Genomic DNA, 21,025 nt, shown 5'->3' on the forward strand with positions numbered 1-21,025 from the left:
CGCACGAGGTGGGGCCGCTCAACCGGCCCCACCTCTAGGAAAGGAACACACCATGGCGGCGACGCCGATCGACGAGGTCCTGAACCCCGAGACCTCGATGGGCGCGGTGACCCTGCGGGTCGGTGATCTGCAGGGCATGTCCGACTACTACTCCCGGGCCTTCGCGATGGAGCCGCTCGAAGAGCGCGGCGACCGGCGCGAGGTGCACCGGGTGCTCGGCCGCGGTTCGACGCCGCTCGTGCGCCTCATCCACACGCCTGACCTCCCGGGCGTCGATCAGCGCCAGGCGGGGCTGTTCCACACCGCCTTCCTCTTCGACGGGCCCGCGGAACTTGCGGCCACGGTCTACCGCGCCGCGCAGGAGCCCCGCAGCCGTTTCGTCGGCTCGAGCGACCACAGCGTCAGCGAGGCGTTCTACTTCACCGACCCCGAGGGGAACGGCGTCGAGCTCTACACCGACCGCGATCGCTCGCTCTGGATCCACGACGGGGACGAGATCCGCATCTCCACCGCGTTCCTCGATCCGAATCTCTATCTTCAGCGCCATCTCGACGAGGCCGTCGTGGCGGCCGGACCGAACCGCGCGGGAACCGTGGGGCACGTGCACCTGCAGGTCGGCGACCTCGTGACGGCGCGCTCGTTCTACATGGATGCCCTGGGCTTCGAGACGACACAGACCGGCTACGAGGGCGCTCTCTTCGCCTCGGCCGGCGGCTACCACCACCACGTGGCGATGAACGTCTGGAACAGCCGTGGAGCCGGCCCTCGGGCTGCCGCCCTCGGACTCGGGGACGTCTCGATCACGGTGCCCGCACCGGTCGACCTCGAGGCCTTGACCGCTCGCCTGCGTGCCCGGTCGCTCCCCTTCGCGAGCGACGGCCGAACGGTCTCGCTCGACGACCCCTGGGGCACCCACGTCACGGTGTCCCTTCCCGACCTCTCGACCGAGGAGCTCCTCTCCCGATGACCGCACTACTGCACGCCGTCCACTCCGAGTCGCGATCCACGGATGCCGCTATCGCACCCGGCATCACCGTGCTGCTCCTGCACGGGTACGGCTCCAACGAGCAGGACCTCACCGGGATCGTTCCGGCGCTCGGGCTCTCCGCCCCGTGGTCCTCGCTGCGGGCGCCGATCGAGCTCGGTCACGGTGGTGCCGCCTGGTTCGCGATCAGCACTCCCGGCGACCCCGATCCCGAACCGCTGGCCGAGGCCACCGACGCCATCTGGGCGTGGGTGGACGCGACCCGCGGCGACGACAGCCTGGTGCTGCCGATCGGGTTCTCACAGGGCGGCCTGATGGCCAGCCAGTTGCTCCGCACGCGCCCGGAGCGCGTCGTGGCCCCCGTCGTTCTCGGCGGCTTCGTGCAGCGCTCGCCGCAGCCGGGCGACGCCCACCTCGCCGAGACCCGCCCGCCGCTCTTCTGGGGCCGAGGCGCCGAGGACCGCGTGATCGGATCGCCGGCGATCCAGCGCACGAGCGCCTTCCTTCCGGCGCACACCGCACTGGTCGAGCGGATCTACCCGGGGCTGGCCCACGGCATCAGCGCCCAGGAGCTCGCGGACGTGCGGGAGTTCATCGCGAAGCAGGCGCCGGCCGCCGTCGCGGCGGGACGGTGAGCGCGGCTCCCGGTTTCGAGATCGGGATCTTCACCTTCGGTGAGCTCACCCGGGGCCAGGACGGCACCCCGATCCCGGCCGGTCGACGGCTGCGCGACATCCTGGAGTGGGCGCGCACGGCCGACGAGGCGGGCCTGGACGTGTTCGGCGTGGGCGAGCACCACCGCGAGGACTTCGCCGTGTCGTCGCCCCAGATGGTGCTCGCCGCCGTCGCGGCCGAGACGAGCCGCATCCGTCTGACGAGCACCGTCACCGTGCTCTCCAGCGCCGACCCCGTGCGGGTGTTCGAGGAATTCGCGACGCTCGACCTGCTGAGCGGCGGACGCGCCGAGATCACCGCCGGCCGCGGCGCCTATCTCGAGTCGTTCCCGCTCTTCGGCCAGTCGCTCGACCACTACGACCGGTACTTCGACGAACGCCTCGAGCTGTTGCTGCGCATCTGCGGCGGCAATCCCGTGACCTGGAGCGGCGCCACCCGGGCGCCGCTGCAGAACGCGGGTGTCTGGCCCCGGCCCGTTCAGGAGGAGCTGCCGGTGTGGATCGCCGTGGGCGGCACGCCGGCTTCGGTGGTGCGGGCCGGATCGCTCGGGCTGCCGCTCTACCTCGCCATCCTCGGCGAGCCCCAGCGCTTCGCCCCGCTCGCGGAGCTGTACCGCCGATCGGCCGCAGACGCCGGGCGGGCACCCGCGCGCATCGGCGTGACCTCGCACTTCTACGTGGAGCCGACCTCCCAAGGGGCGAAGGACACCTTCTACCCGCACTACGCGCAGTACATCGCGCAGAACATGCCGCGCACCGGCCGCCTCGACCGCGAGGCGTTCGAGCACTGGTCGGGTGGGCGGGGCGCTCTGTTCGCCGGCAGCCCCGCCGAGATCGTCGACAAGATCCTGTGGGAGAACGAGATCCTCGGGCACTCGCGCTTCCTGGCGCAGGTTGGCCTCGGTGGTCTCGGACAGGCGGAGACCCTGCGCTCGATCGAACTGCTCGCGACCGAGGTGCTGCCGCAGGTGCGCGCCGCGCTGTCCGGATCCTGAGCGGCGCCCGTTCCCCCGCGCCGCTCAGTCGAGCCGGAACTCCCGCATCCATTGCACGAGCCGCTCGATCGTGCGGGTCGCGGCCGGCAGTTCCGGGCGGTCGAGGTATCCGTGTGAGGTGCCCGGTTCGAACTCCATCGTCACCGGCGCCCCGGCGGCCGTGAGCTGCTCGGCGAAGCGCTCGCCGGATGCCCGCAGGTCGTCCGCCTCGGCGTTGACGATGATGACCGGCGGGAAGCCGGCCAGGTCACCGGTGCCCGGGAACGCGACCGGGTCGTCGAGCCCGGTCATGCGCCCGACGTAGTTCTCGTTGATGGTGCGCACCATGCCGGGCAGGAACCGGGCCTCGGGAGGCAGGGTCGCCGCGGCTTCTGCCGCCTCGGCGCTCGCCTCCGGCAGCTCCGCGTGCACGAGCGGATACACCTGCAGCAGCGACACAGGACTCGGCCCGCCGGAGTCGCGGAGGCGGGCGGTGACTCCGGCCGTGACGTTCGCGCCCGCGCTCGCACCCCCGAGGTGCACCGCGGCGCCGGCGAGCACCGGATGCCGGAGCGCCGCCAGCCAGCCGGCCAGGACCTCGTCGGAGGGAACGGGGTGGTGCACCCCGTTCAGCGCCTTCTGGTAGTCGAGCGTCACCACCGGGATGCCGCGGGCCGCGAACTCCATCGCCACCCAGTGCGCCTCCGGCATGTCGAGATCCCCGCCGATGAACGCGCCGCCATGCACCCAGACGAGCCCCACCGTCACCGGGGCGCCGTTCGAGTAGGCGCGGGCCGGGACGGGAACGCCCCAGGGTCCGTCGATCCCGACCGGCTCGATCACCACCGACCGCAGGTGCGGGAAGCGCCGCATCAGCGACGCGGTGTCGATGTCGTCGCGGGCTTCGGGCGGCACCTCGCCGCGCTCGAACGCGACGATGAGTGCGCGTGCGCCGGCTGCGCCGTCGTCGTCGCTCATGCCGCTCCCGCCTCCGTCGCCCCGGCGGCCTCGCGCTCGGCCGCGAGCATCCGTTGCCGTTCCGTGCGCCGCAGCGCCTGGCGCTGCGGATCGGGCACGGGGGCCGCCAGCATCAGGCGCCGGGTGTAGGGGTGCTCGGGTGCCGCGGTCACCTGACCGCCGTCGCCGGTCTCCACGATCTCGCCCCGGTACATCACGGCGACACGGTGACTGACGTGCCGCACCACGGCGAGGTCGTGCGAGATGAAGAGGTAGGCCACGCCCGTGCGCTCCTGGATCTCGATGAAGAGGTCGAGCACGCGCGCCTGGGTCGAGAGATCGAGAGCCGAGACCGGCTCGTCGCACACGATGAGACGCGGGTCGAGCGCGAGCGCCCGTGCGATCGCGATGCGCTGCCGCTGGCCGCCGCTGAACTCGCGGGGGAGCCGGTCGATCGCATCGGCCGGCAGGTTCACCTGGCCGAGGAGTTCCCGGATGCGTCCGCGGGCCTCGGCTCTCGGCGTGCCCCGTGCGGTGAGCGGCTCGCTCAGGATCTGCCCCACGCTCATCGCCGGGTTCAGCGAGCTGTAGGGGTCTTGGAACACCACCTGGATCTCGGAGCTCAGCTCGCGACGACGCCGTCGCGACAGCTGCGAGATCTCCTCGTCGCGGAAGCGGATGCTTCCACCGGTGACCGGGGCGAGTCCGAGCACCGCGCGGCCGAGCGTCGTCTTGCCCGACCCCGACTCGCCCACCAGCCCGAGGGTCTCACCGGGCCGGATGTCGAGCGACACCCCCTTGAGTGCCTGGAACGGCTTGCGGCCGAAACCCTTGCCGGGGTAGACGACCTCGAGGTCCTCGATGTCGAGCAGTGCGGTCATCGTCCCGCCTCCTTGCTGGTGCCGGTGGCTGGGCCTGCGCCCGTGGTGAGCGGGCCGCGGGGTTCGCCGTCTTCGAGAATCGCGTCGAGCAGTGAGCGGGTGTACGGATGCGCCGGGTGCTCGAACAGCGAGCGCACCTCGCCGGTCTCCACGATACGGCCCGACTGCATCACCGACACACGGTCGCAGAGGTCGGCCACCACACCGAAGTTGTGGGTGACGATGAGCACGCCCAGGTCGAACTCCTTCTGCAGCTCGCGCAGCAGATCGAGCACCACGCGCATCGGCTCGACGAGCTGGCTGCCGATGGTGAACGAGGGGTCGAGGTTCGACATCGGCTCCTGCGGCACATAGCCGATGCGGCGTCCGCGGATGTCGCGGTAGACGCGCTCCGGTCATTCAGCGCTACGAGCGCACGCGCGGCACCCTGCTCCACGCCTTCACGCGGCTGCACGAGGACGGCCTTCTCCGCGACGGCGTAGATCCGGTCGCCGCGGCGCGCTCGACGATCGCGGTGATGGACGGGCTGCAGGTGCAATGGCTGCTCGACCGTTCGCTGCTCGACATGGCGGAGGAACTGCGCACGTTCCTCCGCCAGCTCGTCGTCATCGAGCTCTGACTGGCGCACCCCCCCCCCGGCGAATCAGGGTCGATCTCAGCGGGATCCCAGGTAGGCGGCCTCCACCTGGCCGAAGTCGGCCAGCAGCTCGTCGCCGCGGCCGGTGAGTGCGACGCGTCCGCGGTCGAGGACGTAGGCACGGTCGGCGACCTTCAGCGCGGTCTGCGCGTGCTGCTCCACGAGCAGAACCGCCACCCCGTCGTCGGCTGCCCGGCGCAGGCCCTCGAGCAGACGCTGCACGAACTTGGGCGCGAGGCCGAGCGAGAGCTCGTCGATCATCAGCACCCGCGGGCGGCCGGAGAGGGCCCGCGCCACCGCCAGCATCTGCTGCTGCCCGCCCGAGAGCAGCCCGGCCGTGCGACCGAGGTGCGGTTCGATCTCGGGGAAGTAGCGCAGGGCATCCGCGGTGCTCCCGCGTCCGAGCCGGAGGTTCTGGGCAGCCGTGAGGCCGAGGAGCACGCCTCGTTCCTCGATCACGTAGGCGAGGCCCGAGCGAACCCGGCGCGCGGTGGAGTCGGTGCGCTCCACGCCGTCCAGGAGCACCGATCCGCTGCGGGCCGGGATCAGCCCGGCGATGGCGCCGAGCGTCGTGCTTTTGCCCGCACCGTTCCGGCCGAGCAGCGCCACGATCTCGCCGGGGTCGACGTGCAGGGAGAGGTCTTGCAGCACCTGCACCGGCCCGTAGCCGGCGCTCAGGTTCTCGAGGGCGAGTGCGCTCGTCATGATCCCACCTCCTGGCCGAGGAACGCGCGTCTGACCTCGTCGTGCTCCCGCACCTCCTCGGGCGCGCCCGCGGCGATCACCTTCCCGAACTCCAGCACCGTGATGTGGTCGCTGACCCGCATCACGAGATCCACGTCGTGCTCGACCAGCAGCACCGCGATGCCCCACGAATCCGCCATCAGCCGGATCAACTCGGCGAGTTCGATCCGTTCGCCGGCCGAGAGGCCCGCTGCGGGTTCGTCGAGCAGGATGACGTCGGGCTGAGCCGCGATGGACCGCGCGATCGCAACGAGTCGCCGGCGCCCGTAGGGGAGCTCCCCGGGCAGGACGTCCAGCGTGTCGTCGAGTTCGAAGCGGCGCACGGCTTCGAGCGCCGCGCCGCTCAACGCGCCGGCCCCCGGCCGCACCAGGTCGCTGACATAGGCGTGCCAGGCGCGGGAGTCCGAGCCGATCACCAGGTTCTCGCGCACCGTGAGCTCTTCGAACAGTTCCAGGCCCTGCAGGGTGCGGCCGAGTCCGCGCCGGGCGCGCTCCGCTGCCGACAGCCGGTCGATCGACGCTCCGGCGAGCGAGACGGAGCCGGAGTACCGGCGGGTGATGCCGGTCACGGCGTCGATCAGCGTGGTCTTGCCGGCCCCGTTGGGGCCGATCAGGCCCTCCACCCGGCCGGGCTCGATGCGCAGGGTCACCTCGTCGAGCGCGCGGATGCCGCCGAACTCCACGGTCAGGCCGTCGAGCGCGAGGCTCTGACCGCGGGACGAGGATGCGCGCCGCGGGCTCGTGAGCGGGGCGGGGGCCGGCGAGGCGGATGCGGGTGAGGGCTCGCGCGAGCCGCTGGTCGCCACAGCGGGGGAGACCGCTCGCTGCCCGCGGATCCGCCGCACCAGCGCGCCGAACCACCGGGCGTTCGCGGGGATGACGCCGTCCGGAACGGTGATGAGGTTCACCAGCAGCGCGAGCCCCAGGATGAGCGGCAGGAACTGCTGCCATCCGGTGAGCGACATCAGGTAGAACACGAATCCGCCGGTCACCGCGAGACCGCCGAGCACGCCCGCCGCGAGGAAGCCCACGCCACCGAGCACCACGGCGCCCAGCAGCGTCATCGAGGCGTCGACCGTGAAGCCGCCGAACAGCACGGTCGGCTGCCGGAAGGCCAGCAGGCCGCCGGCGACGCCGGCCAGCCCACCGGACACCGCGAGGCCGTACAGCCGGGCGCCCCGCACCGAGATGCCGAGGCTGAGAGCCGCGCGCTCCCCGGAACGCATCGCGAGCATCCGTCGTCCCGAGGTGCCGCGCCGGATGTTGGCCACCACGAGGCTGGCGAGCACGAGCACCACGGCGCAGACGATCGCGAACCGTTCGGGGTGTGCGACGGCGTCCAGGCTCAGGCCGAAGATCTCTGGCGACGGCACCGGGATGCCGCCGATGCCGCCGGTGATGGCGGGGTTCTCGAGAACGAGCGCCTGCACGGCCAGAGCGAGGCCCACGGTGATGATCGCCACCACGTCGCCGCGCACCCGCAGCGAGAGCAGGCCGATCAGTGCTCCCGAAGCCACGCCCGCGGCCGCGGCGATCAGCAGCGACAGGACGAACGGGAGGCCGAGGTCGCTCGCGGCCTTCGCCGCCGCGAGCGCGCCGAGACCGGCCACGGCGTACTGCGCCAGCGAGAGCTCGCCGGCGTACCCGGTCGCCACCACGAACGACAGGCCGAGCACGGCGACGATGAGCGAGGTGCTGAAGGCGTCGAGCGCGCTGTGCCCGAGCAGCAGCGAGAGCAATCCGACCAGCACCACGCAGGCGGCGACCCAGACGGGTCTCACCCGTCCGGTGCCGACGGAGGGGAGCCGCTGCCGGGTGCCGCCGCGGCCGCGCACCACGTCGCCGCGCACCAGGATGGCGACCACGATCACGATGAACGGGATGGCGGTCGACCAGCCGACCTCGCCGTGGATGCGCACCGCCTCGGACTGCGCGATGCCGAGCACGAGTCCGCCGGCCATCGCCCAGCCGAACGAGCGGAACCCGCCGATCAGGGCGGCCGCCAGCGCGCAGTACACGATCTGCCCCATGCCCGAGACGCTGATCCCGTTCATCGGGGCGATCAGGATGCCGGCGAGCCCGGCGAGCAGGGCGCTCACCACCCAGTTCACCAGCGACACCTGCCGAGCCGACCAGCCGAGCACCTCGACGGCCGTGGGGTTCTCGGCCGTGCCGAGGGTGGCGAGGCCCAGTCGGGTGCGACGGATGAGCACGGTCAGCACGACGGTCACGAGCACCGCGACGGCGAGCACGATGGCCCGGTCGGCGCCGATCACCAGGGTGTCGCTGAGGTGCAGGGGAGTGGTGGGCAGGATGCCCGTCACGAACTGGGTGGCGTCGCCGTAGACGAGCGCGGCGATCGATTGGATGACCGTGAGGACGGCGATCGTCGCCACGAGCCGGGTTACGGTGGAGGCGTTCCGGAGGGGACGCATCACCACCGACTCGATCAGCGCTCCCATCGCCCCGGCGATGACGAGGGCGACGAGGGCCCCGGGAACGGGTGGCAGCCCGGCCCGGGTGACCTCGAAGTAGCTGTACGCCGCCACCAGGGCGATCGCCCCTTGCGAGAAGTTGAGCACACGGCTGCTGAGGAAGATCAGCACCAGGCCTTGGGCCGTGAGGCCGTAGATGGCGCCGATGCCGATGCCGAGCAAGGCGAATCTGAGGAAGTCGTCCACCGTGGGCTCCTTTGTCGTGTCGGGACGGGCGTCAGCCCGCGTAGTCGGTGATCAGGTCTTCGATCGAGACGAAGGGGGTCTTGTCGGGGTTCTGGAGCACGAGCCGGCCGTCTTCGACCTCCTGGTACACGATCGTCGCGTTGAACATCCGCGGGTAGGTGGTGCTCGTGGAGACCGTGCTGTACGCCGGCACGATCCCGCCCATGTCGAGGTCCTTCACGCCGTTCATCGCGGTGACGACCGTCGAGGGGTCGATCGTGTCGAGGCCGGCGACCACCCGGGCGAACGTCCACATCGCGAGCCATTCGTGCAGGCCGGTGGTCGAGGCGGGCAGCGAGGAGTCGAAGGCGGCGAGTTCCTCGGCGTACTGGGCGGTGCCGGGCGTCTCGGCGGTGGGCGGCACGAGGCCGTCGACCGCGAGCACGCCCTCGGCGCCCTGGCCGGCACTCTTGATCACGGTGTCGGTGAGGTTGAAGGGGAAGGTCGAGATCGTCGACTCCGGAGCGAGGGTGCGCATGGCGTTGATGAACGCGGCCTCGTCGGAGGCGAATCCGGCCACGCTCGCGCCGCCCTCGGTGGCCGAGGCGATCGCGGGGCTGAGATCGGCCGACTTCGCAGGGATCTGCACGAGGCCGGTGAACTGCGCTCCACCCGATGTCGCACCGGCGGCGACCGCGTCGCCGACCTCGGTGGCGATGCCGCCGAGTCCGCCGGGCACGACGGAGCTCACCGAGGTGGCACCCGCCTCGGCGAGCTGGAGGCCCATGCCGAGGGTCTGACCCACGAAGCCGGAGACGTCGGGGTAGGAGACCGGGCTGGTGAGCGCCACATCCGTGAAGGGGTAGACGCCGACGGCGGGGATGCCCGCCGACTCGAGGATGGGGAGGATGGTGACCTCGTTGGTGGTCTGCAGCCCCACGACCGCCACGACGCCGTCGGCGACCGCGTCGAGCGCGCACTGTCGGGCCGTGTCGGTGCTGAGTTCGTCGCTGCACACGATCACGTCGATCGGGCGCCCACCGATGCCTCCGCTCCGGTTGACCGCGGCGGCGGCGGCCTGCGCTCCCGCCGGGAACTCGGGGTTGGCGGTGCCGAGCTGGGGCTGGGTCCAGTTGCCGATCGTCATGACCTTGATCGGCTCACCGGTCAGGCCGCCGAGCGGGTCGGTGGCGCTCCCCGGGGTCGAGGGCGCGGAGGTCGAGGCGGCCGAGCAGGCGCCGAGGCCGAGGGTCAAGGCCATCGCTCCGGCGAGCAGGGCGGCGGAACGGGGGATGCGGATGGTGCTCATGAGGGCTGTCTCCGGTTTCTGGTCAGTCGATCACGCCGGCCCGGGCGGGCGGCGTGGTGGTGCGGGGGTCTGCGGCGCCGACGAGCACGACGATCTTGCCGAACGAGGTGCTGTCGGCACGGCGCAGGTGGGCGAGGTGGATCTGGTCGAGGGTGAACACGGAGTCGACCGGCATCCGGTAGCGGCCCGACTCCAGGCCCGCCACCCACTCCTGCACCAGCTCCGCCGTGCGGGCCGTGCCGTCGACGCCGCCCACGGTGAGGCGGACGGTCGGCGGGATGAGCTCCATCGGGTGAGGGAAGCGCGGCACGGCGCGATCCTCTCGCTCGCCCGAGGCGATCGAGCGGGTCTGGTCGCGCAGCAGGCCGGTGAGGCAGACGATGCCGAAGGGATGCACGCAGCGGATGGTCTCGGCGAGCGAGTCGACGCCGAGCAGTTCGAGAGCGGCGTCGGCGCCGCCGGGCACGAGTGCGTGCACCTTCGCCACGAGGTCGCCGTCGTCGACGATCACGTCGTCGACCCCGTGCTCCCGCAGCCGCCCGGCCTTGCCGGCGTCGCGGGTGGTGGCGATCACCCGGGCGCCCGCCTCCCGGGCGAGGGTGGCGGCGGCGAGACCGACGCCCGAGGTGCCCCCGCGGATCAGGAGCGTTCGGCCGGCGAGCTCGCCGAGGCTGCGCAGCCCGCCCGAGGCGGCGGTGAACGACCCCGGCAGGGCGGCGAGCGCGGCGGGATCGAGATCCGTCTCGACCACGAAGGCGTCCTGCTCGTCCACGACGATGTACTCGGCCCAGGCGCCGTCGCGCAGGTAGCCGTACCCGCCGTAGGCGCCCACCACCTGCGCGCCGAGCAGGCTCGCCGACGAGGGCGCCTCCACCACGGTTCCCACGAAGTCGTTGCCGAGCACGAGCGGCAGCGTCGCGGTGGAGACGCCTTCCCGGCTGGCGATCTCGGAGGAGATGACAGTGGTGGCCAGCACCCGCACGAGCACCTGCCCGGGGCCGGGAACAGGCACGGGCACGAGTTCGGGCTGCAGCGCTTCGGCCGCGGTCGGCCGGCGCACGACGACGGCGCGCATCCGGTCGGGACGCTCGAATCGCGGTGTGTCGAGGTCGGGGGCCAAGGAGTTCACAGGAGCCTTTCGATGAGCAGGGGACGCCGGCGGGCACGGCGGAGCAGCGGGCGCGGACCCGCAGTCGCGCGGGGGCGGTGATGATCGGGAGATGATGACGGGGAGAGAAGTACCGACGAGCGGCACCCGGGCGAGGCGGACGGATCAGCTCTGGGGAGGCCGATCAGGGGGCACGGATCGACCGAGACTCTGCAGCAGGGTGAGCCGGTCGCCCCGGATGCGCGTGAAGGCGTACTCGAGGGGATTCCCCGCCGGGTCGTGCACCAGCCGTTCGAGCACGAGCAGCGGATGCCCTGGGTCGACACCCAGAAGCGAGGCGTTGAAGGGGTCGGCGATCGAGGATTCGATGGCGTGGTCGGTGATGCCGACCTCGACGCCGGCGTGGTCGTAGAGCGAGAACCATTCGTCGTGCGGGCCGACCGCGGCGACGAAGGGGAGGAACTCCATGCGCAGGTACACGGTCGTGGTGTCCAGCGGGGTGTCCGCGAGGTCGGTGACCACCTCGACGATGCCCACCAGACCGCCGTCGGGGATGTCGAGCTTGCGCGCCACGCTCGGCGGGGCGACCTCCTGGCTGGTCGACAGCACCCGGTGGTCCACGTGCTGGTCCGGCCCGTGCAGGAAGCCGAAGTCGTGGGTGACGCGCAGCGAGGTCACGAGCGTGCCCGACCCCTGCATCCGCCGCACCAGACCTTCCTGGCGGAGCAGCTCGAGGGCACCCCGGATCACCTGGCGGCTGGCCGAGAAGGTCTCCATCAACTCGGCCTCGCCGGGCAGGACGCCCGATGCGATCTCGCCGTGCATGATCGCCGACCGCAGGAGGTCGTGCACCCGGCCCGCAGCGGCGAGGCGGCGCTCGGTGCGGGGGTGGAAGGCCGGCATTGTCGTGGACACCCCTTCATTAGAGGAGCTCGGGGTTGCGGGCCGATTTCGCCTGCGTGTCGCCAAAGTTACGCGGGATAGCGTCCCCGCGCATCCGGCGCCCGCCCCGCCATCACGGGCCTTCCTCCCCGCGGACGCGCCGATCCGCGGGGAGAATCATGACGTCAATCCACCGGGACGGGGGCGAAACGGTGCGCCGCACCCGGGTGATCGGCCGGCAGCCGGTCGCCCGTGGAGGGGAACAGGCGTGCCCGCAGCGTCTCGCCGGGGCGCCCGGACCCCATCAGCCCCCGGGCGCGCAGAGCCGGCGCCACGAACTCGATGAAGTCGTCGTAGGTGCCCGGCGTGAGGTGGGGCTGCACGAGGAAGCCGTCGGCATCCGTGGTCTCGACGAAGGCGGCGACCTCGGCGGCGATGGTTTCCGCGTCGCCCACGAACATGGTGCCGTTCAGCCCGTTCGCCCGGTACTCCTCGAGCACCTGTCGAACCGTCTTGCGCCGCGAAGTCTCCGGGTCCATGAATCGGTCGACGCTGGTCTGACCCTGCTCGGTGTGCAGATCGGGCACCGGCTCGTCGAGCGCGAAACGGGTGAGGTCGATGCCCGTGACCCAGGCATAGGTGGTGGCGGCCTGCTCGAGGGTGGCGAGGGCCAGCATCTCGTCGCGTTTCTGCTCGGCCTCGGCGGCCGTCGCGGCGGCGAGGAAGTGGGCGCCGACCACGAACTTCACGGCGTCGCGCGACCGGCCGCGAGCGCGCGCGCGCGAGCGGATGTCGGCGATCTGCTCCGCGATCTGCGCCGGTTCCGAGCCGCCCAGGAACACCACCTCGGCGTACCGCGCCGCGAACTCGCGCCCCGCCACCGAGGTGCCGGCCTGCAGCAGCAGCGGGCTCCGTTGCTTCGAGGGCGGCAGGTTGTAGATGCCCTTCGCCTTCAGGTACTCACCCTCGTGCGCGATCATCCGCACCCCGGCGGGGTCGGCGTAGACCTCGCCCTGCTTGTCCTCCTTCAGGGCGTCGTCGGCCCAGGAGCCCTCCCACAGCTTCAGGCAGATCGACACGTGGTCCTCGGCCTGCGCGTAGCGGGCGTCGTGCTTCATCATCGTCTCGCCGAAGAGCTCGGCGGCCGAGGCCTGGGCGGCGCCGGTCACGATGTTCCAGCCGATCCGCCCCTCGGTGAAGTGGTCGAGGGTGCCGTAGCGGCGGGCCACGGCGGCGGGCTTCTCGACCGTGGTCGAGGAGGTGACGACGAAGCCCAGCCGCTCGGTCGCGGCGGCCAGAGCCGAGACGAGCGTGATCGGATCGCCCATCGGAACGTACATCGCGTCTGTCAGCGAGGTCGGGATGACCTCGTCGCCGATGGTCGGGTAGCCGTAGGAGTCGGCGAAGAAGAGGAAGTCGAAACCGCCGGCCTCGAGCTGCTTCGCCAGGCGCGTCCAATGCGCGATCGACAGGTAGCCGAGCGAGGTGTTGCCGGGGGCGCGCCACGACGAACCGACGGTGCCGTTCGGGTTCAGGAGCTGGAACGCCCCGATGATCAGGTCTTTCATGTGGTTCTCATTCCGTTGGTTCTCCGTGCGTCCGGGGAGCGCGGGGGTCGGTGATCAGGGCATCGGCCTCCCGTCTCCAGGCAGCAAGGCGGTGTGGTCGGTCTTCGGTGATCCAGGCGGCTTCGAGCGAGGCGAGGCCGATGTCGGCCAGGGTGCTCGCGTCGTAGCCGTAGGTGCGGGCGGCGAGACGGTATTCCTGCGCCGAGTCGGTGAAGAACATGCCGCCGTCGTCGATGTTGAGGGTGACGGCCACGCCGGCCCGCCGCAGCTCCTCGAACGGGAAGGCGGCGGCGGTCGGGAAGCGTCCGGGGAGCATCATCAGGCAGCTGCTCATCGCCATCGTCACCGGGATGCCCCGAGCGGCGACCCGCGCCTGGAGGGCCGGGTCGCCCTGCAGCTCCCAGGCGTGGTCGATCCGGTCCAGCGCCTCCCCGATGTCGTGCGCCTTGTTGGCGTGGCACGTGGTGCGGAACCCGGATGCGCGCGCCGCCTCGAACGCCGGGGCGAACTCGGTCAGGGCGCGCGAGGGGAAGCCGTCGTTGCCGATGCCGAGCACGGGCGAGCCACCGTCCCGGGCGGCTTCCGCCTGCCGGAGGGTGGCGAACGCGGTGTCGAGACTGCTGTCGCGGTCCATCGCGACGATCAGGCCGCCGGTGACGCCCAGCTCCTCGCGCACGATGTCGAAGGCGCGCCCGGCGGCGAGCAGCAGCTCCCCGAAATCGAGGCCGCTGCCGAGGAACTCGGTGCCGTTCACCGAGACCTCGACGTGCCGGCATCCGGAGTCGATCGCCCCCTCGAGCACGCGGCTCGTCGCCCGGGTCACGGCGTCGAGCGAGCCGACGGCCTCGGCGAAGGTCTTGTGCTTGGCGAAGAAGGCGCCGACGTCGAGGTAGTCGTGGGAGCTGTCGGGCCGGCCGGGCTCGCGCGGCACACCCCGGGTGAAGGAGGGCCGGAAGGCGCCCGCCAGATGGGTGTGCAGCTCGGCCCGTGGGAGGCGGCGGGCCAGCAGGTCGAGCGCGAAACCGGGGTCGATCGGACCGGTCTCCTCCCGGGTCCAGTCGTTGTCGACCTCGTGTGCCGCCGGCGCGCCGCTCATCGGGTCGACCCCTCGGGCCGCGAGCGGGCGCTCTCGGTGAGCTCCTCCAGCAGCATCCGCTCGTTGTGCCGGAACTCCTCGGTCTCGAGGTAGGCGAGCGTGCGCGGCCGCGGGTCGTTCTGCTCCAGCACGAGCCGCACGGTGGCCGGCCGGTTGGAGAGGACGTAGACGCGGTCGGAGAGGAACAGCGCCTCGGGCACGTCGTGGGTGATGAGCACCACCGAGAGGCCGTTCTCGGCCGAGAGCTCGGCCAGCCAGAGCTGCAGCTCGGTTCGGGTGAGGTAGTCCAGGGCGCCGAACGGCTCGTCCAGCAGCAGCAGCGGCCGGTCCTGCACCACGGTGCGCAGCAGCGCCACGCGCTGGCGCATGCCGCCCGAGAGCTCGAAGGGGTAGGCGCCGCCCTGCCCTTCGAGCCGGAAGGTGCCGAACAGCTCGCGCACCCGCTCGCGCGCCTTCGAGCGGCGCATGCCCTGCAGCGAGAGGCCGAGCGAGGCGTTGTCCTCCACCGTCAGCCAGGGGATCAGCAGGTCCTTCTGCGGCATGTAGGCCGAGAACGGCACGCCGGGCTTCCGGTCGCCGTGGAACGTCACCGCGCCGCCGGAGGGCGCGGTGAGCTCCGCCAGCAGGTTGAACAGCGTCGACTTGCCCGAGCCGCTCGGCCCGATCACCGACACGAATTCGCCCTGGCCCACGCTCAGACTGATGTCCCGGATGATCTCGGCGGTGGCCTTGCGCGAGACGAACGACTTGGCGAGGTTCGTGACCTCGAGGAGGGGTGCGGTGCTCATCGCCCGGCCGCCTTTCTGCGCCGTTCCCACGGCATGACGAGCGCTTGCAGCGCGTAGGTGAGGGCGAACAGCGCGAGGCCGATCACGATGCTGACGAGCACCGCCGAGAACACCAGGTCGGTGCGGTAGAGGTTCTTCTGGGTCTGCATGAAGATGCCGAGCCCTTCCTTCGCCCCCACGTACTCGCTGAAGATGGCCGAGACCACGATGAAGCTCGTCACGATCCGGAGGCCTGTGAAGAACGAGGGCAGTGCGCTGCCGATCCGCAGCCGCAGGAAGATCTTCATCGGCGAGGCACCCATCGAGCGCATCAGGGTGGCGATGTCGGGATCGGCCGAGAGCAGCCCCTGCAGCGTCGAGATCGTCAGGGGCAGAGCGCTCACGATCGCCACCAGCAGGATCTTGGGGCCGCTGTCGAAGCCGAACCAGATGATGAACAGCGGCGCCAGCACGATGATGGGCACCGACTGCGCGCCGATCATCAGCGGGAGCACGGTCTGTCGCAGCGGCGGCAGGAAGCTCAGCGCCGAGGCGATCACGACGGCCGCAACGCACGCCGCGAGGAGCCCGAGCACGGTGATCTGCAGGGTCGCGAGGGTGGCGGTCACGAGCTGATCGCGCGCCTTCCAGCCCGAATCGAGCACGCGCAGAGGGGACGGCATGATCGTGGGGTCGACGCCGCCGAGGGCGGTGACGAGCTGCCAGACGGTGATCAGGCCGACGAGGGCGAGCACGGGCGCGAGCACGCGCCAGCCCCAGCCGCTGCCGCGGGGCTCGCGCGCGGCGCGGCTCTGGCGGGCCGGGGCCGCGAGTGACGGGGTGGCCTCAGACATGCGGGATCTCCTCGGGATCGGATGCGAGCCAGCCGGCGATCTCGGCCAGCACGGCCTCTCGCTCGGCCGGCGGAAGGGCCGACTGGCGGATGGACTCGGCGGCGATCCCGGCCAGGGTCGCGTCGGAGAGGCCGAGCGCCGTGCGGCACAGCTCGTACTCGTCGAGCAGGCTCACGCCGAAGAAGTGCGGGTCGTCGGCGTTCAGCGTGACCCGCACCCCCGCGTCGAGCAGCGCCGGAAGCGGATGCGCGGCGAGGTCGGGCGCGACGCCGAGGAGCACGTTCGAGGTGGGGCACACGTCCAGCGCCACCGCGGAGGCGGCCAGACGCACGAGGAGCGCGGCATCCTCGACCGCACGAACGCCGTGCTGCACGCGGTCGGCGCCGAGCAGGTCGAGGCACTCGACGACCGACTCCGGACCTTCGAGCTCCCCGCCGTGCGGTGTGCTCTTCAGTCCCGCCGCCTTGGCGAGGGAGAACGCCTCGGCGAAGACGCCGGCCGGGTGGCCGCGCTCGTCGTTCGCCAGGCCGAGCGACACGACTCCACGGCCCGCGAACCCGGCAGCCAGCGCCGCGTCGGCCAGAGCGGCCTCGAGCGGCAGCGTGCGGTCGACGGTCACCATCATCCCGAACACCACACCGGTGCGCGCCGTCGCCGCCTCGCCCGCCGCGATCATCGCCTCCATCGCAGCATCCGACGAACCGTACGGCTCCGCGTAGAAGGCGGGACTCACGCCCAGCTCCACGTAGCGCACGCCGTCGGCCACCGCTTCGTCGGCGATCTCGTCGAAGAGCATCCGGAGCGACTCGTGCGCTCCGAAGAGCTGCACGAGCTCCAGGTAGGCCCGGGCGAAGGTGGAGAAGTCGCGCTCGAGGTCGACCGTGGTGAGGACGATCCCGCCCGCCGCGGCCACGCGGGCCGTGCGCTGCGGGGTGAGCGCCGCCTCCATGTGGAGGTGCAGGTGCGCCTTGGGGAGGGCCGAGAGAGGCCGCCCTCCCGGAGCGGGCGCGGGGATGGTGCGGTCAGACACTGATGTCCTCGTTCCAGATGTCGGGGTGCTCCCGGATGAAGCGGGCCATGATCTCGACGCAGTCCGCGTCGTCGAGCACGGTCACCTCGACGCCGTGCGAGCGCAGCAGCTCTTCGGCGCCGAGGAAGGTGCTGTTCTCTCCCACGATCACCCGTGGGATCTTGTAGAGCAGGATCGCGCCGGTGCACATGATGCAGGGCGAGAGGGTCGTCACCATCGTCGCCCTGGCGTAGACGCCGGCCGGCAGCCGGCCCGCATCCGCCAGGCAGGCCGTCTCGCCGTGGTGGATGGGGCTGCCGAGCTGCACGCGCTGGTTGTGACCGGCGCCCACGAGCTCGCCGTCGACGAAGAGCGCCGCGCCGACGGGCACGCCCCCCTCGGCGGCGCCGGCACGCGCCTCCGCGACCGCCACCGCCAGCATCTCGGCCGGGCTCGGCCCGGATCCGGCGACTCCGGCCGCGGCCGCGCTCACCGGCCCACCCGGAACGGGGCGGCCCGGTGGCGGTCGTTGATTCGACCGTCGGCGCCGCCGAACAGGCGCTGCCGCAACGGCATCGGCTCGCCGGGCTCCTTCAGCAGTCCTCGAGCGGCGAGCAGGGGCACCACCTTCTCGGCGAAGACGCGGTACTCCTCGGGTCCGCCGAAGTTGGGCTCGATCAGGAAGCCGTCGAGGTCGGTCTGCTCCATCATCCCGGCCATCGCGTCGGCCACCGTCGTGGGCGAGCCCGTGATCGACAGTCCGCCGAGCGAGTTCCGGAGCCCGTCGAGGATCTCGCCCACGGTCGGGCCGTCGTCGTAGCGCTCGACCGTGCTGTGGCCGAACTCGGTGCGCTGCGACAGCGGCTTCGACGGATCGAGCTTCAGCAGGTTGATGCCCGTCCAGCCGAGGAAGTGCATCGCGAGCGCCTCGGTGGTGGGTGCCGCGACGAGCTCCGCGCGGATGGCTGCGGCCTCCTCGTCGGTGTCGGCCACCACCACCGAGATGCCGTTCAGGATCTTGATGTCCGCGGCCTCGCGTCCGTGTTTCGCCGCCCGCTCACGGATGTCGGCGACGCTCGTGCGGGCCGATTCGATGCTGTCCGCCTGGATGTAGACGCACTCCGCAGTGCGTGCGGCGAACTCGCGGCCGCGGCTGGAAGCGCCCGCCTGGAAGAGCGTCGGCGTGCGCTGCGGCCCCGGCACGACGGTGAAGATCCCCTCCACGTCGAAGAAGGTTCCATGGTGGCTGATCGGATGCACCTTGTCGGGGTCGGCGAAGGTGTGGCCCGCCTGGTCGAACACGACCGCGTCGTCCTCCCACGAGCCCTCCCAGAGGGCGCTCGTGGCATCGAGGAACTCGTCGGCGCGATCGTAGCGGGTGTCGTGCTCCGTGATCCCGCCGAGGCCGAGCAGTTTCACGAGCGCGGTCTGGTTGTCCGAGTTGACGATGTTCCAGCCGATCCGCCCGCCGGTCAGGTGGTCGAGAGTGGCATAGCGGCGGGCGTGCATGAACGGGCGTTCGGCCGTGGTCGAGGCGGTCACCACGAAGTTCAGCCGGTCGACGGTGGCGGCGAGCCCGCTCACGATCGTGAGCGGGTCGTGCGCCGGCGTCTGCACGGCCTCCCGGATCGCGGCGGCGGGAACGCCCTCCTCGTCGCTCGGATAGCCGATGACGTCGGCGAAGAACAGGAAGTCGAAGTTCGCGGCCTCCAGCACCCGTGCCATCTCCTGCCAGTAGGCCAGCGTGGCGTATCCGCGGGTGTCGTTCCTCGGATCCGTCCAGGCGCTGCTGTAGAAGTTGACCGACATCAACTGGCTGGCGCCGAGCACCATCGTCTTCGGAGCGGTCGGATGCGTGCCCGTCATTTCAGGAACTCGTTCGAGACGAACGGGGTCACGTCGAACGTCGTGAGCGGGGCGCCGTCGGCGCCGGCGAGGATGCCCTGCTTGATCATCCAGTCGGCGTTCTTCTGCCAGAGCTCCACATCCTGCGAGCCGACGATGCCGTCGGCGCTCGGGTAGAGCCAGGTCGTCTGCTTCGCGCTCGTGTCGGCGGCCATCGCGGGGTCGATCTCGCCGGCGTACTCCTCGAGGGTGTCCTGGTCGGCCTTCGTCGGGTCGGCGAGGGCGGCGGCGTAGCCGGCCTGGAGCGCCGTCATGAACTTCTTCGCCACGTCGGGGTTCTTCTGGAGGAAGTCGTCATTGCCGAGCACGAGGCTCGCGTAGCCGTCGGGCACGCCGTAATCGAGCGGATCGAAGGTCGTGATCGCGGTGCCGCTCTGCTCGAAGGCGTAGTTGTCGCCGGGGAACGCGAGCACGGAGTCCACACGGCCCGAGCTGAGCGCATCGAAGGCGGCGACACTCAGCGTCACGCTCTCGGCGGGAGTGGTGCCTCCCGCGTTCGCGATCATGTCGTTCACCACGGCGAGCTCCATCGGCGAACCGAATCCGCCGTACGTGGTGCCCGCGAGATCGGCGGGGGAGGTGTAGCCGGCGCTCGCGAGCGTCGTGAGCACATAGGGCTCGTGCTGGTAGAGCGCCATCAGCGAGGTGATCTTGCTGCCGGCGGCCATCGCGATCAGCGCGGTACGGATGTCGGTGGCGAGCCCGAAGTCGGCCTGCCCCGAGCCGACGAGCGACTCGGGCGTCGACGCACCCCACGGCAGGATCTCGACGTCGAGGCCGGCGTCGGCGAACAATCCCTCCTTGTCGGCGTAGGTCAGTCCGTTGAGCGAGATGTCGGGCAGGTAGCTGAGCGCGAAGGTGACCTTCGTCAGCCCGCCGTCGGAGGTGGCGGAGGTGGAGGAGCCGCCGGCGGCGCTGCAACCGCCGAGCAGGGCGGCGACGCCGATCGCCGCGACGGCCAGGAGTGCGGGTTTTGAAGTGAGAGTAGGCATGGGTATATAAAACGCAGTCTCTGTGACGAGCGCGCGCCGATCGTGTTTCGCCCGTGTAAATTCCGAGTGGGCGGAGGGCGGCTAGGTCCAGCTGGTGCGGTCGCGGATGATGCTCACCGCAAGGGTGCGGTGCGCGAGCACCTCGGCGTGATCCCAGACCGCGTGCAGGGCGGAGTCGCTGTGCGCCTCCGCGCGGTCCACGTAATAGGCGACGACGTTGAACTCCCCGGTCTGCTGCACCACGTAGCGCACGGCGTCGATGGAGCGCAGGGCGTGCAGCACCTCGTCGACCGCCGGGGCCGTGACCGAGAGCTCCACGTGCAGGCCGCGTTCGGTGTTCTCGGTGTCGCGCACGTGGGCGATGAAACGGATGGTGCCGCCCGATTCGAGAGCCATCACGCGGTTGCGGGTGGCCGCGACGGTGAGGCCGATCTCCTGCGACAGCGCGGTGTAGCTGCTCCGTCCGTCGCGCCGCAGCAGCTCGATCAGACGCTGGTCGATCGCGTCGGGCTGATGCACGGTCGCGGCGGCGGCATCGGTCCAGGCGGCATCGGGGGAGATGTTCGTGATGTGCAGGCGCATCAGCACGTTGGTGGCGATCGTGCGCACGCCGGGTAGCGACCGGATCGACTCGATCTGCTCGGCCAGTTCGTCCAGGCTCGCCGACGCCAGCTGCACGAGGAGCGCGGATTCGCCGACGATCTGCGCGAGCCAGGGCGAGGCGAACAGCACGGGATCGGCGACGGTGTCGATCTCGTGGTCGAGCTGCACGCGCGAGATCGACACGATGCTCTCTGCGCTGAGGCCGGGGTGCACGATGACGGTGGGGACGATGGTCTCCGAGCGCAGCAGATGCTTCACGCGAGCCCGCACGTTCGTCTCAGCCGCGCCCAGCCGGGCCGCGATCGCGGCGTAGGTCATTCGCGGCGCATCCGTCAAGCACTCGATGATGCGAGCGTCGAGCGGGTTCGTTTCGGGCACGCCTCGACGCTAGCGCACCTCGTTCGGGCGGCGGCCCGGCCC

General features: G+C 71.3%; 20 protein-coding genes and 1 pseudogene. 4 read left to right on the forward strand and 17 right to left on the reverse strand.

Annotation, left to right across the window (positions count from 1 at the left end):
- Nucleotides 1-52: 52 nt before the first annotated feature.
- From VD659_RS14315 to VD659_RS14325, 3 genes are read left to right on the forward strand one after another with little or no spacing between them, the layout of a single operon-like run.
- Complete coding sequence (locus tag VD659_RS14315) at nucleotides 53-967, forward strand: VOC family protein (RefSeq protein ID WP_423261749.1); 915 nt, start codon at nucleotides 53-55, stop codon at nucleotides 965-967.
- Complete coding sequence (locus tag VD659_RS14320) at nucleotides 964-1,620, forward strand: alpha/beta hydrolase (protein WP_423261750.1); 657 nt, start codon at nucleotides 964-966, stop codon at nucleotides 1,618-1,620. Before VD659_RS14315 ends, VD659_RS14320 begins: the two co-directional genes overlap by 4 nt.
- Nucleotides 1,617-2,654, forward strand: a complete 1,038-nt coding sequence (locus tag VD659_RS14325) for an LLM class flavin-dependent oxidoreductase (protein WP_423261751.1) — start codon at nucleotides 1,617-1,619, stop codon at nucleotides 2,652-2,654. The genes VD659_RS14320 and VD659_RS14325 overlap by 4 nt, the downstream gene beginning before the upstream one ends.
- A gap of 24 nt (nucleotides 2,655-2,678) precedes the next feature.
- Here VD659_RS14325 and VD659_RS14330 read toward each other — a convergent pair whose 3' ends face one another.
- From VD659_RS14330 to VD659_RS14340, 3 genes and pseudogenes are all read right to left on the reverse strand, one after another.
- Entirely contained in the window at nucleotides 2,679-3,611 is a 933-nt protein-coding gene (locus tag VD659_RS14330) for an alpha/beta hydrolase (protein ID WP_423261752.1), read from the reverse strand.
- Nucleotides 3,608-4,471, reverse strand: a complete 864-nt coding sequence (locus VD659_RS14335; RefSeq protein ID WP_423261753.1) for an ATP-binding cassette domain-containing protein — start codon at nucleotides 4,469-4,471, stop codon at nucleotides 3,608-3,610. Before VD659_RS14335 ends, VD659_RS14330 begins: the two co-directional genes overlap by 4 nt.
- Nucleotides 4,468-4,851, reverse strand: a pseudogene (locus tag VD659_RS14340) (hypothetical protein); the annotation flags it as partial. The gene VD659_RS14335 and the pseudogene VD659_RS14340, both read right to left, overlap by 4 nt.
- A 17-nt stretch (nucleotides 4,852-4,868) precedes the next feature.
- On the opposite strand from VD659_RS14340, the gene VD659_RS14345 reads away from it, so the two are divergent.
- Nucleotides 4,869-5,090 (forward strand): TetR family transcriptional regulator C-terminal domain-containing protein, encoded by a 222-nt coding sequence (locus tag VD659_RS14345; protein WP_423261941.1) that lies wholly within the window; start codon nucleotides 4,869-4,871, stop codon nucleotides 5,088-5,090.
- Nucleotides 5,091-5,126: 36 nt separating this feature from the next.
- On the opposite strand, the gene VD659_RS14350 is transcribed toward VD659_RS14345, so the two are convergent.
- The 14 genes from VD659_RS14350 to VD659_RS14415 form a co-directional block, all read right to left on the reverse strand.
- The gene (locus VD659_RS14350; RefSeq protein WP_423261754.1) at nucleotides 5,127-5,813 is read right to left on the reverse strand and encodes an ABC transporter ATP-binding protein; all 687 of its coding nucleotides are present in this window, start codon (nucleotides 5,811-5,813) and stop codon (nucleotides 5,127-5,129) included.
- Nucleotides 5,810-8,533, reverse strand: a complete 2,724-nt coding sequence (locus VD659_RS14355; RefSeq protein WP_423261755.1) for an ABC transporter permease subunit — start codon at nucleotides 8,531-8,533, stop codon at nucleotides 5,810-5,812. Before VD659_RS14355 ends, VD659_RS14350 begins: the two co-directional genes overlap by 4 nt.
- Before the next feature lie 31 nt (nucleotides 8,534-8,564).
- A complete protein-coding gene (locus VD659_RS14360; RefSeq protein WP_423261756.1) occupies nucleotides 8,565-9,821 on the reverse strand; it encodes an ABC transporter substrate-binding protein in 1,257 nt (418 codons plus the stop codon).
- Nucleotides 9,822-9,843: 22 nt separating this feature from the next.
- Nucleotides 9,844-10,950, reverse strand: coding sequence for a zinc-binding dehydrogenase (locus VD659_RS14365; protein WP_423261757.1), 1,107 nt, complete (start codon nucleotides 10,948-10,950; stop codon nucleotides 9,844-9,846).
- Between the two features lie 144 nt (nucleotides 10,951-11,094).
- A complete protein-coding gene (locus VD659_RS14370; protein WP_423261758.1) occupies nucleotides 11,095-11,844 on the reverse strand; it encodes a GntR family transcriptional regulator in 750 nt (249 codons plus the stop codon).
- 152 nt (nucleotides 11,845-11,996) lie between these two features.
- A complete protein-coding gene (locus VD659_RS14375; RefSeq protein ID WP_423261759.1) occupies nucleotides 11,997-13,379 on the reverse strand; it encodes an NtaA/DmoA family FMN-dependent monooxygenase in 1,383 nt (460 codons plus the stop codon).
- A gap of 7 nt (nucleotides 13,380-13,386) precedes the next feature.
- The gene (locus tag VD659_RS14380; protein ID WP_423261760.1) at nucleotides 13,387-14,475 is read right to left on the reverse strand and encodes an adenosine deaminase family protein; all 1,089 of its coding nucleotides are present in this window, start codon (nucleotides 14,473-14,475) and stop codon (nucleotides 13,387-13,389) included.
- Complete coding sequence (locus VD659_RS14385) at nucleotides 14,472-15,263, reverse strand: ABC transporter ATP-binding protein (RefSeq protein ID WP_423261761.1); 792 nt, start codon at nucleotides 15,261-15,263, stop codon at nucleotides 14,472-14,474. The genes VD659_RS14380 and VD659_RS14385 overlap by 4 nt, the downstream gene beginning before the upstream one ends.
- Nucleotides 15,260-16,096: an ABC transporter permease gene (locus VD659_RS14390; RefSeq protein WP_423261762.1), complete on the reverse strand. Its 837-nt coding sequence runs from the start codon at nucleotides 16,094-16,096 to the stop codon at nucleotides 15,260-15,262. Before VD659_RS14390 ends, VD659_RS14385 begins: the two co-directional genes overlap by 4 nt.
- On the reverse strand, nucleotides 16,089-17,126 hold the full coding sequence (gene add, locus VD659_RS14395) for an adenosine deaminase (RefSeq protein ID WP_423261763.1): 1,038 nt from the start codon (nucleotides 17,124-17,126) through the stop codon (nucleotides 16,089-16,091). The genes VD659_RS14390 and add overlap by 8 nt, the downstream gene beginning before the upstream one ends.
- On the reverse strand, nucleotides 17,119-17,598 hold the full coding sequence (locus tag VD659_RS14400; RefSeq protein WP_423261764.1) for a nucleoside deaminase: 480 nt from the start codon (nucleotides 17,596-17,598) through the stop codon (nucleotides 17,119-17,121). The genes add and VD659_RS14400 overlap by 8 nt, the downstream gene beginning before the upstream one ends.
- Entirely contained in the window at nucleotides 17,595-18,971 is a 1,377-nt protein-coding gene (locus tag VD659_RS14405; protein ID WP_423261765.1) for an NtaA/DmoA family FMN-dependent monooxygenase, read from the reverse strand. The genes VD659_RS14400 and VD659_RS14405 overlap by 4 nt, the downstream gene beginning before the upstream one ends.
- Complete coding sequence (locus VD659_RS14410; protein ID WP_423261766.1) at nucleotides 18,968-20,002, reverse strand: ABC transporter substrate-binding protein; 1,035 nt, start codon at nucleotides 20,000-20,002, stop codon at nucleotides 18,968-18,970. The genes VD659_RS14405 and VD659_RS14410 overlap by 4 nt, the downstream gene beginning before the upstream one ends.
- A gap of 81 nt (nucleotides 20,003-20,083) precedes the next feature.
- Complete coding sequence (locus VD659_RS14415; protein WP_423261767.1) at nucleotides 20,084-20,983, reverse strand: AsnC family transcriptional regulator; 900 nt, start codon at nucleotides 20,981-20,983, stop codon at nucleotides 20,084-20,086.
- Between the last annotated feature and the right edge of the window lie 42 nt (nucleotides 20,984-21,025).

The sequence above is a fragment of the Herbiconiux sp. 11R-BC genome (assembly GCF_049472555.1).
GTDB lineage: Bacteria > Actinomycetota > Actinomycetes > Actinomycetales > Microbacteriaceae > Herbiconiux.

Bases quoted from the DNA above. Each gene is read 5' to 3' on its own strand.
- VD659_RS14315 (WP_423261749.1), top strand. From the start codon at position 53: ATGGCGGCGACGCCGATCGACGAGGTCCTGAACCCCGAGACCTCGATG.
- VD659_RS14320 (WP_423261750.1), top strand. From the start codon at position 964: ATGACCGCACTACTGCACGCCGTCCACTCCGAGTCGCGATCCACGGAT.
- VD659_RS14330 (WP_423261752.1), bottom strand. From the start codon at position 3,611: ATGAGCGACGACGACGGCGCAGCCGGCGCACGCGCACTCATCGTCGCG.
- VD659_RS14335 (WP_423261753.1), bottom strand. From the start codon at position 4,471: ATGACCGCACTGCTCGACATCGAGGACCTCGAGGTCGTCTACCCCGGC.
- VD659_RS14350 (WP_423261754.1), bottom strand. From the start codon at position 5,813: ATGACGAGCGCACTCGCCCTCGAGAACCTGAGCGCCGGCTACGGGCCG.
- VD659_RS14360 (WP_423261756.1), bottom strand. From the start codon at position 9,821: ATGAGCACCATCCGCATCCCCCGTTCCGCCGCCCTGCTCGCCGGAGCG.
- VD659_RS14375 (WP_423261759.1), bottom strand. From the start codon at position 13,379: ATGAAAGACCTGATCATCGGGGCGTTCCAGCTCCTGAACCCGAACGGC.
- VD659_RS14380 (WP_423261760.1), bottom strand. From the start codon at position 14,475: ATGAGCGGCGCGCCGGCGGCACACGAGGTCGACAACGACTGGACCCGG.
- VD659_RS14385 (WP_423261761.1), bottom strand. From the start codon at position 15,263: ATGAGCACCGCACCCCTCCTCGAGGTCACGAACCTCGCCAAGTCGTTC.
- VD659_RS14390 (WP_423261762.1), bottom strand. From the start codon at position 16,096: ATGTCTGAGGCCACCCCGTCACTCGCGGCCCCGGCCCGCCAGAGCCGC.
- VD659_RS14405 (WP_423261765.1), bottom strand. From the start codon at position 18,971: ATGACGGGCACGCATCCGACCGCTCCGAAGACGATGGTGCTCGGCGCC.
- VD659_RS14410 (WP_423261766.1), bottom strand. From the start codon at position 20,002: ATGCCTACTCTCACTTCAAAACCCGCACTCCTGGCCGTCGCGGCGATC.